Genomic DNA, 16234 nt, shown 5'->3' on the forward strand with positions numbered 1-16234 from the left:
GCTGCGCTCCATCCGGGCTCCGACCGCGTTTGCTCTGAGCTAGTGCCTCACCACCAGCACCGAGCATTTTGCGTAGCGCACGACGTGGCCGGCGTTGGAGCCGAGGAAATAGGTGCGCATCGCCGGCCGGTGCGAGGTCATCACGATCAGATCGGCCTTCATGTGCACGGCTTCCTCCAGGATCTCGTGGTAGATGCCGCCCTGGCGGACCACGCTGGAGATGCGGGCGGGGTCGATGCCGGATTCGCGCGCGACAATGGCGAGCGCCTCTTCCGAGGTCTGGCGCTGCTGCTCGTCGAAATCGGCCGGCACGTATTCGGCCAGCATCACCGGCGTCATCGGCAGCACGTTGAGCAGCCGCACCTGGCCGCTCCAGGTCTGCGACAGCGTGGCCGCGGTCGCGATCGCCGGCTTGGCCAGATCGGTGTCGGCGAGGTCGATGGGCACGAGGATGGACTTGAACATCTGCGCCTCCAAATCTTCAGCCCTTGATCGCACTGCATCAACCGGTCGAGACGGCGCTCGCGCGTCTCAAGCCGATCGAAGCAGCTTGGGGCTGGTGAACAGCACCAGTTTGCCGCGGCGGTAGGCCACGTCACCCCAATCCTTGACGTCAAAGTCGAAGATCGCAAGCCCCGAGGTGGGCAGATTGTCGGCGAGCGCCTTGGCACCGGCAGGATCGCCGCCGCCCATCAGCATCAGCGCGGCCTCGTGCATGCCGGGATTATGGGCGACCAGCAGCAATTGCCTTGGATTGGCCGGGGCCGTTGCAGTGCGAATGGAGTCCAGGATCTGCGCGGGATCGGCGCCGTAGAGTTCCGGCAGGATCTCGACCTGCGGCACCGGGACGCGGTCCTTCATTGCCGCCCAGGCGGTGTCCCAGGTCTGCCTGGCACGGACGGCGTGCGACACCAGCACGGTATCGGGGAAGGGCGGATGGTTGGCGATCCAGTCGCCGATCTGGGCGGCATCCTTATGGCCGCGGTCGTCGAGGCGGCGGTCCTGGTCACGGCCGCTCGGCGCGTCAGTCTCTGTCTTGGCGTGACGCAGCAGCATCAAACGGCGCATGGCATTCTCGAATCGTTCCACGTCCAGAATAATCTACAGGTGCCGGTTGAGGACAAGGTGACAGGCGCCCGGTTGGTATCTTAAGAAACGACATGAGCGAGACTTACACAAGCGTGTCCCAGGACGAAGCCGGCTTTCGCGACCGCACGCGGCTGTCGTTCGACCTTGACGCCGACATCTGCGTCATCGGTGCGGGGCTGGCCGGGCTCACCATCGCGCTGGAGGCGGCCCGGTTGGGGGCCAGTGTCGCGGTGCTCGAGGGCCGTCATATCGGCTGGAACGCGTCCGGCAACCAACTCGGCACGGTGATGCCGGGCTTTGCGCTGCCGCTCACCGACCTGATCGAGCGCATCGGCTTCGAGGACGCGCGTGAATTGTGGACGCTGTCGAAGGAGGGCGCAGAGTTCGTCCGGGCCAACGCCACGGAAGAGAACATGCCGGGGATCGGACTGAGCGAGGGTGTGCTGGAGGTCTCCAACGTCGATGCTGGCGACCGGCTGATCAGCCGGTTGCAGATGCTGAACGAGGATTTCGACACCGAGGTCGAGGGTTGGCAGGTCGATCGCGTCCGCGAGGTGCTCAAGACCGATCGTTACTTCCACGGCGTGCATTATCCGAAGGCGTTTCAGGTCGACGGTCGCAAATATGTCCATGGCCTCGCGGCGCTGGCGCGTCGGGCAGGCGCCCGCATTTTCGAGGACACGCCGGTCGTCAGCATCGATCATTCCGGCATCCGCAAGCGCATCGTCACGCCCTCGGCGCGGCTGCGCGCCACCCACATCGTGCTCGCAGGCAACATCCATCTCGGCGCGCCCCTGCGGCGCCTGTCGGAGACGCTGCTGCCGGTCTGGCGCTATGCCGGAATCACCGCGCCGCTCGGCGAGCGCGTGCATGAGATCATCGCCTTCAAGGGATCGGTGATGGACTCCGACGGCGTCGACCATTTCCGCATCGTCGACGGCGACCGGCTGATGTGGGAGAGCCCCGAGACCACCTGGGCTGCGCGTCCGCAGCGCTTTGCGGGCGCCGTCAGGCGGCGGATCCGCACGATCTTTCCGGCGCTCGGCAATGTCGAGGTCACCGACATGTTCGGCGGCGCCACCGGCCAGACCGTGCACGGCATGCCGCAGATCGGCCAGTTGCGCAAAGGCCTGTGGGTGGCGAGCGGGTTCGGGCGCCAGGGCATGAATACCTCGGCCATGGCCGGGCAGATGATCGTGCGGAGCATCCTGTGGGGCGATGAGCGCTGGAAGCTGTTCTCGCCGTTCGAGCTGGTCTGGGCTGGCGGCGCCACGGGACGGGTCGCGGGCCAATTGGTCGGGATCTGGGGCAGGGCGAGTTCCGCAGCCGCAGGCTCGCTCGCTCGGTACCGTGAACGGGCCAGGCTCAGGGATCACCAGCGCGAGGCGCGTCTTGCCGAAGCCAACCGGGCCGCCGGCACCGGTCCGCGCCGCCCGCCGCCCGGCGTCAGGCCGCGCCCGGCCCCGCCGCCGAAACCCGCCGCCCAAGCGGGCGACCCGCCTTCGGAACCGGCCTCCCACGACGCCGGCGTTGCGCGATAAACCGGCGAAAAATTCCGCCCGGACGTGTAACTTCGGCCGTTAGAGCCCGTATCTCAGGGCGTGGAGCTCCCGCACGGAGAATGAGATGTTTGACCGCCGCATCCTGTTGACGACCGCCGCCGGCCTGTTCGGCCTTGGGGCCTTCCGCTGGCTCAGAGCAACGCCTGCCGAGGCCGGCGAGAAGACCGCGGAAAAATTCGAGATCACGAAGACGGAGGCTGAATGGCGCGCCCAGCTCACGCCCCAGCAATATGAGATCCTGCGCAATCACGGCACCGAGCGGCCGGGCTCCAGCCCGCTGTTGAAGGAGCACCGCAAGGGCACCTTCGCCTGCGCCGGCTGCGACCTGCCGCTGTTCGCGTCCGAAACCAAATTCGAGAGCGGCACGGGCTGGCCGAGCTTCTACCAGCCGATCGAAGGCAATGTCGGCAAGACCGAAGACCGGGCCTACGGCATGGTCCGCACCGAGGTGCATTGCCGGCGCTGCGGCGGCCATCTCGGCCACGTCTTCGACGACGGTCCGAAGCCGACCGGCCTGCGCTATTGCATCGACGGTTTCGGGCTGGTTTTCCATCCCGCAGCAGCGTCGGCGACGTAAGAAAGCCCCGGCAATTGTTGCCGGTCCCGGCAATTGTGCCCCGGTCGTCAGGCCGGGGCTTTTTCGTTAAGCCATTGATTTCTTAGAGATACCCGCCTTGGCATGGCCCTTGCGACTGTCTCCCCCGACTGCGGCCATGGTCGACCGGCCGCCGAGATCGGATTTGGAGACAAAGTTATGGGTATCTTCGATGCAATGAACACCTCGGTGGGTGGCCTGCAGGCGCAGTCCTACGCGCTGCAGAACATTTCCGGCAACATCGCGAACTCATCGACCACCGGTTACAAGGGCATCGGCACCAGCTTCGTCGATCTCATCCCCGACTCCTCGGTTCCGAGCAAGCAGGTCGCGGGCGGCGTGACGGCCAATGCCAAGGCCACCATCACCACGCAGGGCACGATCTCGGGCTCCACCGTCGCCACCAACATGGCGATCACCGGTGACGGCTTCTTCTCGATCCAGAAGGCGACCGGCGTCGTCGACAACGTGCCGGTGTTCAGCGGCGTCACCTATTACACCCGCCGCGGCGACTTCCAGCTGAATGCCAACGGCAACCTGGTCAACGGCGCCGGCTATTATTTGATGGGCGTCACGGTCGACCCCAAGACCGGCAACCCGACCGGCAACGTGGCGAACGTCCTCAAATTCCAGAACAACTTCATTCCGGCGCAAGCGACCACCTCGATCCAGTATGCGGCGAACCTGCCGACCCAGCCGAACACTGCAGCGAGCTCGACCGCCACGACGGGGTCGCTGCTGGCGGCTGGCGGCCTCAATCCTTCGGATTTCGCTGCCAACCCGCTTCCGGTCGGCACGCCCCCCGCGCCCTATACCAACAACACCGCTTCGGGCGCCGCGGCCACGGGCAACCTCCGCTCGCCTTATTCTTCGACGACGAACACCGGATCGGTCGCTCTCCAGAACAACTCGGCGGCCGTGGCATCGACGACAACGTCGCTGGATGCCGCCGTCGGCACCCATCTCGCATCGAGCATCCTCACCGCACTGAGCGGCCAGACGCTGACGATCAACGGCAACACGATCACCTTCAACACCGGCAACACCGTCACACTCGGCACCAACTCGACCATCGGCCTGGGCGCCGGCACGCCTGCGACGGTCCAGGACATTCTGACCGCAATCCAGAACGCGGGCGGTGCTGGCGTGACCGCGTCTCTCAACACCAGCGGCAACATCGTGATTTCGAGCGGCACCTCCACGGATGTGGCGGTGAACAGCGGCACCGCGGCCACGGCGCTCGGCATCACCAGCGTGACGCGCGGCGGCAACGTGCTGTCCTCGCCCGCGATCTCGGGGTCGACGCTGCTGAGCGGCAGCGCGACGGCCGGCGGCGCCGAGGTTCTCACCTCCGGCTTTTCGGCGGGCCCGCCTGCCGACACGATCACCGTCAACGGCCAGACGCTGACCTTCGTGGCTTCGGGCGCGAGCGGTCCGAACCAGATCAACGTCACCGACAACATCACGACCCTGCTCAGCAAGATCGATGCGCTCTCCGGCGCCACCGGCTCGTCCGTCAGCACCAGCGGTGTGATCACCTTGAACACGGGCACCGTGTCCAACCTGTCGGTGTCGAGCTCCAACAGCGCCGCCTTCGCCGCGCTCGGCTTTACATCCACCATCACCAAGAACCGTAACGGCGGCGGCACCGCGGGCACCGGCGGGGTGATCGGCAACGACATCGCGACCTTCACCAAGGAGTCGATCAGCGGCGGCGCGGTGACCGCCTACAACGCTGCGGGTACGCCGGTGAACCTGCAATTGCGCTGGGCCAAGACCGACAGCGCCTCGCTCGGCGCAGGTCACTCCGACAGCTGGAACTTGTTCTACCAGACCGATCCGAACGCGACCGGCACCACGGTCGGCTGGGTCAATACGGGGCAGGCCTTCACCTTCGCTTCCGACGGCTCGCTGACCACGCCGAGCGGCTCGGGCATCACCATCAACAATGTCAGCGTCAGCGGCCAGTCGCTCGGCTCCGTCGCCTTCAACATCTCGACCGGCGGACTGACGCAATATGCCAGCACGTCGGGCGCGGTGACCATCAACACCATCACGCAGAACGGCTACGCCGCAGGCCAGTTGCGGTCGGTCGCGGTCAACAACAGCGGCCTCGTGGTCGGCACCTTCTCGAACGGCCAGAACCTCAACCTCGCCCAAGTCTCGCTGTCGCACTTCAACGGCACCAACTATTTGAAGGCGATGGATGGTGGCGCGTATGCCGCGACCGAACAGTCGGGTGCGGCGATCGACGGCGCATCGGGGAGCATCAGCGGCTCGTCGCTTGAAGGCTCGAACACCGACATCGCCGACGAATTCACCAAGCTGATCGTGACCCAGCAGGCCTATTCGGCCAACACCAAGGTGATCACGACGGCGAATTCGATGGTGCAGGACCTCCTGAACGTGTTGCGCTGATCGGCGCGTGACGTAACCAAAGGCGGCAAGTGAAATGGGTTTGAGTTCAGCCCTCGCCAGCGCGATGAGCGGCCTGCGTGCCAACCAGGCCGCGCTCTCGATCGTCTCCTCGAACGTCGCGAATGCGCAGACGCCGGGTTACGTCGTCCAGACCCCGAACCAGATCGAGGTCACCACCGGCGATTTCGGCTCGACGGCGATGACGACCGGCGTCAGCCGGGAGCTCGACACCTTCGTGCTGAACCAGCTGCGCACCGAGACCGGCGGCAGCGGTTACGCCGACCAGATGGCCAACATCCTGAAGCAGCTTCAGAGTGTCTATGGCACGCCCGGCAACAGCGGCACGCTGGAAACCGCGCTGAACAACTTCACCACGGCGCTGCAGGCGCTGTCGACCAGCTCGGGCGCGTCGTCGGCGCAAACGGTGGCCCTCGGTGCGGCGCAGGCGCTGGCCACGCAGCTCAACGTCACCACCAAGGGCATCCAGTCGCTGCGCTCCAACGTCGAGCAGGATCTCGGCACCTCGGCGCAGGCCGCGAACGCTGCCATGCAGCAGGTCGCCAACATCAACACCAAGCTGCAGGGCCTGTCGGCCAACGACCCCTCGGCCGCGACGCTGATGGACCAACGCGACCAGGCCATCAACACGCTGTCGAAATATGTCGACGTCCGCGTCACCACCGACGGATCGAACCAGGCCAACATCTACACCACGACGGGCATCCAGCTGGTCGGTGCCGGGCTCGCCTCGCAATTCACTTTCGCTTCCGCCGGGGCGATGTCTGCGACCTCGCTCTACAACATCGATCCTGCCAAGTCGGGCGTCGGCGCGCTCAACATCGTGCTGCCGAACGGCTCGAAGGTCGACGTCGTCGCCAACAACGTGGTCTCATCGGGCCAGATCGCGGCTGATCTGAAGCTGCGCGACCAGACGCTGGTGCAGGCGCAGAACCAGATCGACCAGCTCGCCGCGACGATGTCGAGCGCATTGTCCGACAAGACCACGGCCGGCAGCACGGTGTCGGGTCCGCCCGCCGGCTTTGACGTCGACCTCGGCGGCGCGCTCCCGGGCAACACCGCCACCTTCACTTACACCGACACGGCCACCAACACCCAGCGCCAGATCACGCTGGTGAATGTGACCGATCCGGCTGCCTTGCCGCTGCAGAATGCGACCAACGCCAACCCGATGCAGATCGGCGTGAACTTTTCCGGCGGCATGGGCGCGATCGCCTCGGCGCTCAACACCGCGCTTTCGACCTCGCATCTCAGCTTCTCTGCCGCGCCAGCGCCGGCGAGCGCCACGACGCTGCGGGTCACGGACGACAATTCCGGTCTCGCCAGGGTCAATTCGGCCTCGACGAGCAAGACCGTGTCGTCGCTGACCTCGGGCAATCCGCAACTGGCGGTGTTCACCGATGGCGGGCAGGCGCTCTACACCGGCGCGATCACCGGCTCGGGCTCGCAGCTGACCGGCTTTGCCGGTCGCATCAAGGTGAACACGCAGCTGACCGCCGACCCCACCAGGATGTCGGTGTACAACACCTCGCCGGTGACGCCAGCGGGCGACACCACGCGTTCGGACTATCTCTACTCGCAGCTCACCAGCGCGGTGTTCTCCTATTCACCGCAGAGCGGCCTCGGCTCGGCCAACCAGCCTTTCACCGGCAGCGTTTCGGGCTATCTGCAGCAATTCCTCAGCATTCAGGCCAACGCCTCAACTCAGGCCACCCAGCTCCAAGAGGGGCAGGGCGTCGTGGTCTCGACGCTGCAGGCCAAGTTCGACTCGACCTCCAAGGTCAATCTGGACTCGGAGATGTCGAACCTGATCCAGCTGCAGAATGCCTACGCTGCCAACGCCCACGTCATGTCGGTGGTGCAGAGCATGATGAACACGTTGATCCAGGCTCAAGTGTAGAAGTAACGGAGCGCTGAAACATGTCGATCAGCAGTATCAATTACTCCTCGTCGGTTCTCGGCTCGCAGATCCGCAACATCAATCAGCAGCTCACCGACCTGTCGACGCAGCTCTCGACCGGCAAGCTGTCGCAGAACTATTCCGGGATGGGCACCAACGAGGGCTTTGCGATCGCCGGACGCGCGCAGCTCTCCAACATCGCCGCCTATACCGACACGATCACCAACGTCAATGTCAGCATCAACCTCGCCAACACCGCGTTGCAGTCGCTGACCAAGATCCGCAGCACCGTGCAGACCGGCGCCGCCAACACCGCGCAGGATCTCAACGTCAACGGCCAGACGATCGCGCAGAACACCGCCGCGGCGCAATTCGGCTCGATGGTCGGCGTCCTCAACACGCAGACGGGCAACCGCTATCTGTTCTCCGGAACCGCCGTCAACACGCAGTCGGTCGCGGACGCGGGTGACATCATCAACGGCACCACGACGCAAGCGGGCTTCAAGACCGTGATGGCCGAGCGTCAGGCCGCCGACCTCGGGGCCAACGGCTTGGGCCGTCTGGTGCAGACGCAGCCGACGCCGAGCTCGATCCAGGTCTCGGAGGACGTCGCCGGCTCGCCGTTCGGCCTTAAGCTCAAGGCGGTGTCCTCGACGCTGACGGGTGCGACGATCACCGGCCCGAGCGGCTCGCCGATGTCGTTCTCGGTCGATCTCAACGGCGTCAACCCCAGTAACGGCGACAAGGTCAGCGTCCAGTTCACGCTGCCGGACGGCACGACCGAGCAGATCGACCTGACCGCGTCCTCGGCGACGCCGACGCCGCTCGGCAGCTTCGCGATCGATGCCAGCACGCCGGTCAACCCGACCAATACCGCGAACAACCTCAACACGGCGCTGAACACCGCGATCACCAAGCTCGCCAACACCTCGCTGGTCGCGGCCTCGGCGATCGTCGCCGGCGACAATTTCTTCAATACCGCCAGCTCTGCGATCGGCACGCCGGTCAACAACCAGGCGGCGCCGCCGGCACCGGTCAGCGGCGCGACGGCACTGTCCGGGGCTAGCCCCTCGGATTCGATCTCGCCGGGCTTCGTCGCCGGCGACACCATCACCGTCAACGGCACCACGCTGACCTTCGTGGCCTCGGGCGCGACCGGCAACCAGCTCAATGTCGGCGACAGCATCCAGAACCTGCTGACCAAGATCGACGCCATCACGGGAACGTCGAAGCCCTCGACGGTCCACGGCGGCTCGATCACGATCAACACCGACGATGCGGCGAGCCTGAACATCAACAGCTCGAATACCGGCGCGCTCGCCTCGCTCGGCTTCGGCGCGACGCCCGTGACCGCCACGCAGCCGCCGCTGCGCGTCGGCTCCTCGCCCGCGAGCTCGGCGACGACGCTGGCCAACGGTTCGGCCAACACCGTGAAATGGTACCAGGGCAATGACGGCCCCGGCTCGGCGCGCTCGACCGCGATGGCGCGGGTCGACGATTCCATCACGGTGCAGTATGGCGCCCAGGCCAACGAGGATGCGATCCGCCGGCAATTGCAGGCGATCGCGGTGTTCGGAACGTTCTCGACCTCGCCGACCGGGCAGTATTCGGGCGGGCAGGTCTCCGCGCTGAGCCAAAGGGTGACGCAGGCGCTGACGCAGCAGGCCGGTCAGCAGCGCATCGAGGACATCCAGACCGACATCGCGATGGCCCAGAACGCGATGAAGGACGCCTCCACGCGCCAGACCCAGGCCAAGGCGCAGCTCCAGACCATCATCGACCAGGCGGAATCGGCTTCGCCCGACCAGGTGGCGAGCCAGATCCTGGCGCTGCAGAATGCGCTGCAAGCGTCCTATCAGGTGACCTCGAACCTCGCGCAGCTCTCGCTCGTCAAGTTCCTGTAAGAGCGCGTTAAGGCGCCGTTAACCATGCCTCTTTACCTCTTGGTGAGGATTGGAGCGGGGCGGAGCTGCCGATGTCGGACAAGATGCAACTGGTGGTAGCAACGCCGTGCTTCGGCGGGCAGGTGTCGAGCATCTATGCGAGTTCGATCTTCGCGCTTCAGCGTGCCGTGCACGGCATGTCCAATCTCGAGCTCAAGGTGCTGCTGCGCGACGGCGACGCGCTGATCACCCGGGCGCGGGCCAATCTCGTCGCGATGTTCCTGGACGATCCCAAGGCGACGCATTTCCTGTTCATCGACGCCGATATCGGCTTCAAGCCGGAGCAGGTGTTCCGGCTGATCGAATGCGGCGCGGACGTCGTGGCCGGCTGCTATCCGATCAAGCGTGTCAACTGGGACAAGGCCGCGCGGGCGATCCAGTCCGGCAGGGCCGACGTGCCGGCGGCTTCGCTGGATTATGTGCTCGAGATCGAGGATCCCGACCGCATCGTCGTCGTCAACGGCTTTACCCGCGTGCGCTACGCAGGCACCGGATTTCTGATGATCCGGCGCCACGCGCTGGAGGCGATGTGCCGCCATCCGGACTATGCCAGCCTGCAGTTCTTCCGCGAGCATTCGCACGACACGCTGGTCACGAGCCAGAACCGCTTCGCGCTGTTCGAATGCATGATCGATCCGGCGACCGGCACTTATCTGTCCGAGGACTTCGCTTTCTGCAAGCGCTGGACCGATATCGGCGGCGAGATCTGGGCCGACATCCAGAGCTCGCTCGATCACGTCGGACCGTCGGTGTTCCACGGCGACATCGCCTCGCAATTCGCACCGGCGCCCGGAGGGGCGGCGGCCGATGCGGCGTGAGCCTTTCGGGATGAGCGCCGGCGCATCCCGTCTGTCAGAATTCGAACGCGCATCCGACAGCGGTTCGCGCTATCGCCTGCGCGATCTCTTCACGCCACTCGACACGCTGCTCGTTTCCGGCGGAGATCCGCGGCTGGCGCTCGACGCCACGGATCGCGTCAACCTATATGGCTGCGCGGCCTCGCCGGAGCCGGAGCTCTGGAATTTCGCGTCCTCGACCGCGTCGACGATCTCGCAAGCTGGCTATGACCGCGCCGCGTTGGCGCGCGAAGAGCTGGTGCACAAATGCCTGTTCGACGAAGTCGAGGTCGCCTTCGACGCACGTTGCGAGGACATGCGCAGCGAGCTGCGCGGCCACCTCCAGCTGCCGCCGCGCGTCGACATCGTGTTCTCGCCCTCCGGCACGGACTCCCAGCTCCACGCTTTGTTCCTGGCGTGCGCGGTGCTCGGGGCGCCGCCGGTGACGATCGTGGTCGGCGCCGACCAGTCCGGAAGCGGGACGAGCCATACCGCTCGCGGGCACCATTTCAGCTCCATGACGGCGAGCGGCCTTGCGGTTCGCAAGGATGGCGCGATTGCGGGGCTCGCCGGCGCCAGTCTTGCGCTGCCGCTGCTTCAGGCGGGGCCGGGGATTGCGATGCGCGGGGAGGCCGATGCCGCGGTGCTGCATGCGGTCGAGGCTGTGATCGCGCAAGGCGCGCCCGTGCTGCTCCAGATCATGGATGCATCGAAGCTCGGCTGGCGCGCACCGAGCGCGGCCTGCCTCGATGAGATCGCGCGGCGTTGGCCGCGCAAGGTCCAGATCGTCATCGACGCCTGTCAGGCGCGGCTCGGCCGCCGCCGGCTGCGCGCCTATCTCGACCGCGGCCATATGGTGCTGATGACCGGTTCGAAATTCTTCGGCGGCCCCGCCTTCAGCGGTGCGCTACTGGTGCCGAAGGGCCTGTCGCGCTCGATCGACCGGATCGAGGGAATCGCGCCCGGCATCTTCGATTATGCCGGCCGCTGCGATTGGCCGATGGCCTGGACGGCGCTGCGTTCGCGCTTCGACCGCCGTCCCAATTTCGGTCAATGGCTGCGCTGGGAGGCGGCGCTCGCCGAGATCGGCGGGTATTACGCCGTACCGGGCGCTTTCCGCGCCAGGGTGCTCGCCGAGCTCGCCGCCGGCATCGACAGTATGATCGCGTTGTCGCCGTCGCTTCAACCCGTGCCAACCGTGACCGGCACGGCCGGCGTGGATGACGAGGAATTTGCACAATCTACGATTTTTCCGTTCATGCTGCTGCGCGGTGGCAAGCCGGTCTCGATCGCCGAGACCAATGCCATTCATCAGGCGTTGGCGCGTGACATGAACGAGAAGATCGGCGGCAGTGCGGCAGACCGGCAGGTCGCCGCGCAGCGCTGCCTGATCGGCCAGCCGGTCCGTCTGGAGCGGCCTGACGCGGCACCACAGGCGGTGCTGCGCGTTTGCCTCGGCGCCCGTCTGGTGACCGAAGCCTGGTCGCCTGATACGGCCGAGGCGCAACGCAATGTGCAGCATATTCTCGATCGCATCGCCCATGTGCTGGTAAAGATCGAGCTGCTGCTTGACCGTGGCGCAGTCGCGGCCACGCCGGTAAACTCCGCGTTCGAGGTGTGAGATGCAGCATCCGGTTTCCGCGCCGCTTCGCATGACCGCGGCGAACTTTGCCGATCGCATCGGCTTTGCGCAGTTGACGCGCCGGGCCTTCGAAGGTGTCGACCTGCATCCGCTGCGCGACCATCTGGTGGCGCGGATCGCGGCAGGAACGGCGCAGGCGGGCGAAGGACTGGACCTGTCGCTGATCACCCAGCTTCTCGGCGACAAGGATCGAGGTCTTGCGATCCAGTCGGAGGTGCTGGCCTTCCATCAATTGTTTCGCACGCCGAGCACTGCCGCAAAGCCGGGCTTGCGCGTGCTGGCGCTTGCCGCCGACATCGACATGGGCGGCAATACCCCGATCGATTTTCTGCTTGAAGGCTCCGACATCGAGCTGTTGACGCTCTACGTGGTCAAGGGCGTCGGCCTGCCGGAGAGTCTGCCCGAGCACGACGTTGCCATCGTTGTCGCCTCCGATTCCGAGGAATGCCGCGAGGCGCTCGACCTGATCGAGAAGGCCGCACCGCATTGGCCGCGGCCGCTGCTCAATCGTCCCGATCGCATCGGCAATCTCGATCGCGACAAGCTGCATCGGCTGCTGGCCGGCGTACCGGGTCTCGACATTCCCGCGACCATCCACGCGACGCGCGCGCAATTGTCGGATCTTTCGCGCGGGCGGATCGCTTGCCGAGACATCGCGGGTGAACTGCGCTTTCCAATGATCGCGCGGCCGCGTGGTTCGCATGCCGGCGTCGGGCTCGCAAAGCTCGACGATGCGGCGGCGCTCGCAGCCTATCTCGCCGAGCGCGACGAACAGGATTTCTTCGTCGCGCGCTTCGTCGACTATGTGAATGGCGACGGGCTCTATCGCAAATATCGTCTCGCGATGGTCGACGGCAAGCCTTACGCCTGCCACATGGCGATCGCCGACCGTTGGGATATCTGGTATCTCAACGCCTACATGGCATTCAGCGAGGAGAAGCGAGCAGAAGAGGCGCTCTTCATGCGCGATTTCGACCACGCCTTCGCGGCGCGTCACAGCAGCGCGCTCGACGAGATGAGCAGGCGCGTCGGCCTCGATTATTTCATCGTCGATTGCGCGGAGAACCAGGCTGGCGAACTCCTGGTCTTCGAAGCCGACAACACCGCCGTCGTGCACAACATGGATTCGCCGGACGTGTTTCCCTACAAGCCGCCGCAGATGCGCAAGATCTTCGCGGCGTTCGCGGCGATGCTGTCGCGGCATGCTGCAGCCGTGGAGAGCGCAACATGAACGAGATCATCCGCAACGCGCAAAGCACCACCGCGCACACCTCGCTCGACCCGCAGGACTGGAGCGCATTTCGCGCGCTCGCTCATCGCATGCTTGACGAGACGATCGACGGCATCGCCAATGTCCGGACGCGTCCCGTCTGGCAGCCGATCCCCGATGAGGTCCGCGCTTCATTCAAGGCCGACGTGCCGCGCGAGGCGAGCGATCTCGCCGAGGTCTACCGCGAATTCGCCGAGCACATCGCGCCCTATGCGACCGGCAACGTCCATCCCGGCTTCATCGGCTGGGTGCATGGCGGCGGCACCGCGGTCGGCATGCTCGCGGAAATGCTCGCGGCCGGCCTCAACGCGAATCTCGGCGGACGGGACCATATGCCGATCGAGGTCGAGCGCCAGATCGTCGACTGGATGCGCCGCCTGTTCGCTTTTCCAGACAGCGCGAGCGGCATCTTCGTCACGGGCACGTCGATGGCCAATCTGATGGCGGTGCTGGTGGCGCGCACGGCAGCGCTGGGCACGCTGGCGCGGCAGTACGGCATCGGCAATGACGGCGCGCTGCTCGCAGCCTATACGTCGCAGGCCGCGCATGGCTGTGTCTCCAGGGCGATGGACATTGCCGGGCTCGGCACCGATGCGCTGCGCAAGATCGGCGTCGATGCCGATCATCGCATCGACGTTGCCGCGCTGCGCGCGCAGATCGCCGTCGATCGCGAGGTCGGCTTCAAGCCGTTCCTGGTCGTCGCGTCTGTCGGCACGGTGGACATTGGTGCGATCGACGATCTCAAGGCCATTGCACAGCTGTGCCGCGAGGAGGGAATCTGGTTTCACGTCGACGGCGCTTTCGGCGCGCTCGCGATTCTGTCGCCCGAGCTCGCGCCGCTGCTCGGCGGCATCGAGCTCGCCGATTCCATTGCGCTCGACTTCCACAAATGGGGTCAGGTGCCGTACGATGCCGGCTTCCTGCTGGTGCGCGATGGCGAGCAGCATCGGCAGGCCTTTGCGCAGCCCGCGGCCTATCTGCGCCGCGAGGCGAGGGGGCTTGCGGTGGGGGCGGTCTGGCCTTGCGATCTCGGCCCCGATCTGTCGCGCGGCTTCCGTGCGCTGAAGACGTGGTTCACGCTGAAGACGTTCGGCACCGACCGGCTCGGTGCGACGATCGCGCGAAGCTGCGCGCTGGCGAAGTATCTCGAAGCACGCGTGCTGGCCGAACCGCGATTGGAATTGCTGGCGCCGGTCAACCTCAACATCGTCTGTTTCCGCTACCGTGCCATTGACGCGGTCAACCGCGAGATCGTTGCCGACATCCAGGAGTCCGGAATAGCGGCACCGTCGAGCACGACGCTGGACGGCAAGTTCGCGATCCGCGCCGCGATCGTCAACCACCGCACTGAGGCGGCGGACATCGATGCGCTCGTCGCGGCGGTGCTGGAATTCGGCGGACGGCGCTGCGGCGAGGATCTGATCGAGGTCGAGGCACCGCCGCTCGCGGCGCAATAGCGCACGCATTGTTGAAACGACAACGGCCCCGGAGATGATCCGGGGCCGTTGTCGTCTGCGGGACTGTGTCGTTGATCAGGCGGCGGAGCTCACGTCGTCCTTGGCCACTTCAGCCGTGGGATGGGTAGCCTCGAACTGGCTCCGCAGCTTCTCCTCATAGGCGATCAGCTTGCGGGCATCCTTCAGCGCCCGGTAGAGGTCGCCATTCAGGATGTTGTTGTTGATGGCCTCGATGATCGGCCAGGCACTCGGCACCGCGGTGACGATGTCGCGCACCAGGTTGAAGTAGGTGCCGTGCTGGGTCTGCGGATCCGGCGAGATGTACATGAGCTGCACCGCCAGATAGACGAGCTTGGCCGGCGTATCGGCGGTCTCCGGCGTGAGGATGTCGCGCTCGCGCAGGATCGGCACGTTGTCGCCGTCGATCAGGAGGCGGGCGCGCTGGTCCGTGTTGGTAATCACGCAGTTACCGACGATGATGCGTTCGTGCGGTCTGAGCTCGACCTTGAGGGCCATGCCTGTTCTCCATCAACGCTTTCGTAACCGAGCGTTCGTTGCGGCCTCTGAAGACGTGATTCTCGCTCGCAATTAGTTAACGAGCTGTAAATCCACACCGGTCGCACCTAAAAGCCCAATATTTTCAAAGGTGCATTTGTGCGGCGGCGCAGCGATCCGCGCCGTTCCCCGGACCGAATCACACGTGACCCGGCGAAAGTGCGGGTTTCATTTCATGTTTCGTTAGAGGTCTCGGCGCCACGGTCCGCCGTCGCTGGATCACTCGCGATCCAAGCAGACGTGTAACAGTAGCGTCGTTTACCAGAAAGGTAACAGAGTCATGTCCGGTATCGTCCTCTCCGCATCGGTTCGTCAGAACCTGCTCTCCCTCCAGTCCACCGCTGATCTCCTCGCCACCACGCAGAACCGTCTGTCGACCGGCAAGAGCGTCAACTCGGCTCTCGACAATCCCACCAACTTCTTCACGGCACAGTCGCTCGACAACCGCGCCAGCGACATCAACAATCTGCTCGATGGCATCGCCAACGGCGTGCAGGTGCTGCAGGCCGCCAACACCGGCATCACCTCGCTGCAGAAGCTGATCGACTCCGCGAAGTCGATCGCCAACCAGGCGCTGCAGACCACGGTCGGCTACTCCACCAAGTCCAACGTCTCCGCCACCATCTCGGGTGCGACGGCGGCCGACCTGCGCGGCACGACTTCGTTTGCCAGCGCGACCGCGAGCAGCAACGTGCTGTTTAGTGGCGCGGCGGGCGGTACTACCGCTGCGACCGGCACCTCGACCCTTGGCGCGACCATCGGCTCGTTCCAGGGCAGCACGGCCACGACCGGCGCAGGCGGCACTACGGCCCTGACCGGTGCGATCACCCTGATCGCCACCAACGGCACGACTGCGACCGGCCTCGCCGGTGTGGCCCAGCCCGCCGACGGCGACACGCTGACCGTAAACGGCAAGACCATCACCTTCCGTTCCGGCGCGGCTCCGGGA

General features: G+C 65.6%; 12 protein-coding genes and 1 pseudogene. 10 read left to right on the forward strand and 3 right to left on the reverse strand.

Annotation, left to right across the window (positions count from 1 at the left end):
• Positions 1-39: 39 nt before the first annotated feature.
• Together RPS27_RS24295 and RPS27_RS24300 are read right to left on the reverse strand one after the other, a co-directional pair.
• The gene (locus RPS27_RS24295) at positions 40-465 is read right to left on the reverse strand and encodes a universal stress protein (protein WP_194403262.1); all 426 of its coding nucleotides are present in this window, start codon (positions 463-465) and stop codon (positions 40-42) included.
• 66 nt (positions 466-531) lie between these two features.
• Entirely contained in the window at positions 532-1068 is a 537-nt protein-coding gene (locus RPS27_RS24300) for a histidine phosphatase family protein (RefSeq protein WP_313754680.1), read from the reverse strand.
• Between the two features lie 92 nt (positions 1069-1160).
• On the opposite strand from RPS27_RS24300, the gene RPS27_RS24305 reads away from it, so the two are divergent.
• The 9 genes from RPS27_RS24305 to RPS27_RS24345 all read left to right on the forward strand — a co-directional run bounded on the left by RPS27_RS24305 (position 1161) and on the right by RPS27_RS24345 (position 14730).
• Positions 1161-2630 carry an FAD-binding oxidoreductase gene (locus RPS27_RS24305; RefSeq protein ID WP_313754681.1) on the forward strand — a complete coding sequence of 490 codons (1470 nt, stop codon included), beginning with the start codon at positions 1161-1163 and terminating at the stop codon, positions 2628-2630.
• An 85-nt stretch (positions 2631-2715) separates the two neighbouring features.
• Positions 2716-3228, forward strand: a complete 513-nt coding sequence (msrB, locus tag RPS27_RS24310; RefSeq protein ID WP_211419746.1) for a peptide-methionine (R)-S-oxide reductase MsrB — start codon at positions 2716-2718, stop codon at positions 3226-3228.
• A 177-nt stretch (positions 3229-3405) separates the two neighbouring features.
• A complete protein-coding gene (locus RPS27_RS24315) occupies positions 3406-5664 on the forward strand; it encodes a flagellar hook-basal body complex protein (RefSeq protein WP_194403258.1) in 2259 nt (752 codons plus the stop codon).
• A gap of 34 nt (positions 5665-5698) precedes the next feature.
• Positions 5699-7582, forward strand: a complete 1884-nt coding sequence (flgK, locus tag RPS27_RS24320; RefSeq protein WP_212068762.1) for a flagellar hook-associated protein FlgK — start codon at positions 5699-5701, stop codon at positions 7580-7582.
• 20 nt (positions 7583-7602) lie between these two features.
• Positions 7603-9486 carry a flagellar protein gene (locus RPS27_RS24325; protein WP_313754682.1) on the forward strand — a complete coding sequence of 628 codons (1884 nt, stop codon included), beginning with the start codon at positions 7603-7605 and terminating at the stop codon, positions 9484-9486.
• A 71-nt stretch (positions 9487-9557) separates the two neighbouring features.
• The gene (locus RPS27_RS24330; RefSeq protein ID WP_285807067.1) at positions 9558-10343 is read left to right on the forward strand and encodes a hypothetical protein; all 786 of its coding nucleotides are present in this window, start codon (positions 9558-9560) and stop codon (positions 10341-10343) included.
• Positions 10333-11982, forward strand: coding sequence for a hypothetical protein (locus RPS27_RS24335; RefSeq protein WP_313754683.1), 1650 nt, complete (start codon positions 10333-10335; stop codon positions 11980-11982). The genes RPS27_RS24330 and RPS27_RS24335 overlap by 11 nt, the downstream gene beginning before the upstream one ends.
• Position 11983: 1 nt before the next feature.
• Positions 11984-13234, forward strand: coding sequence for a hypothetical protein (locus tag RPS27_RS24340; RefSeq protein WP_313754684.1), 1251 nt, complete (start codon positions 11984-11986; stop codon positions 13232-13234).
• On the forward strand, positions 13231-14730 hold the full coding sequence (locus RPS27_RS24345) for an aspartate aminotransferase family protein (RefSeq protein ID WP_313754685.1): 1500 nt from the start codon (positions 13231-13233) through the stop codon (positions 14728-14730). The genes RPS27_RS24340 and RPS27_RS24345 overlap by 4 nt, the downstream gene beginning before the upstream one ends.
• A 75-nt stretch (positions 14731-14805) precedes the next feature.
• On the opposite strand, the gene flbT is transcribed toward RPS27_RS24345, so the two are convergent.
• The gene (gene flbT, locus RPS27_RS24350; protein ID WP_194403251.1) at positions 14806-15246 is read right to left on the reverse strand and encodes a flagellar biosynthesis repressor FlbT; all 441 of its coding nucleotides are present in this window, start codon (positions 15244-15246) and stop codon (positions 14806-14808) included.
• Between the two features lie 319 nt (positions 15247-15565).
• On the opposite strand from flbT, the pseudogene RPS27_RS24355 reads away from it, so the two are divergent.
• Positions 15566-16234, forward strand: a pseudogene (locus RPS27_RS24355) (flagellin); the annotation flags it as partial.

Source organism: Bradyrhizobium sp. WYCCWR 12699, assembly GCF_032144035.1.
Taxonomy (GTDB): domain Bacteria; phylum Pseudomonadota; class Alphaproteobacteria; order Rhizobiales; family Xanthobacteraceae; genus Bradyrhizobium.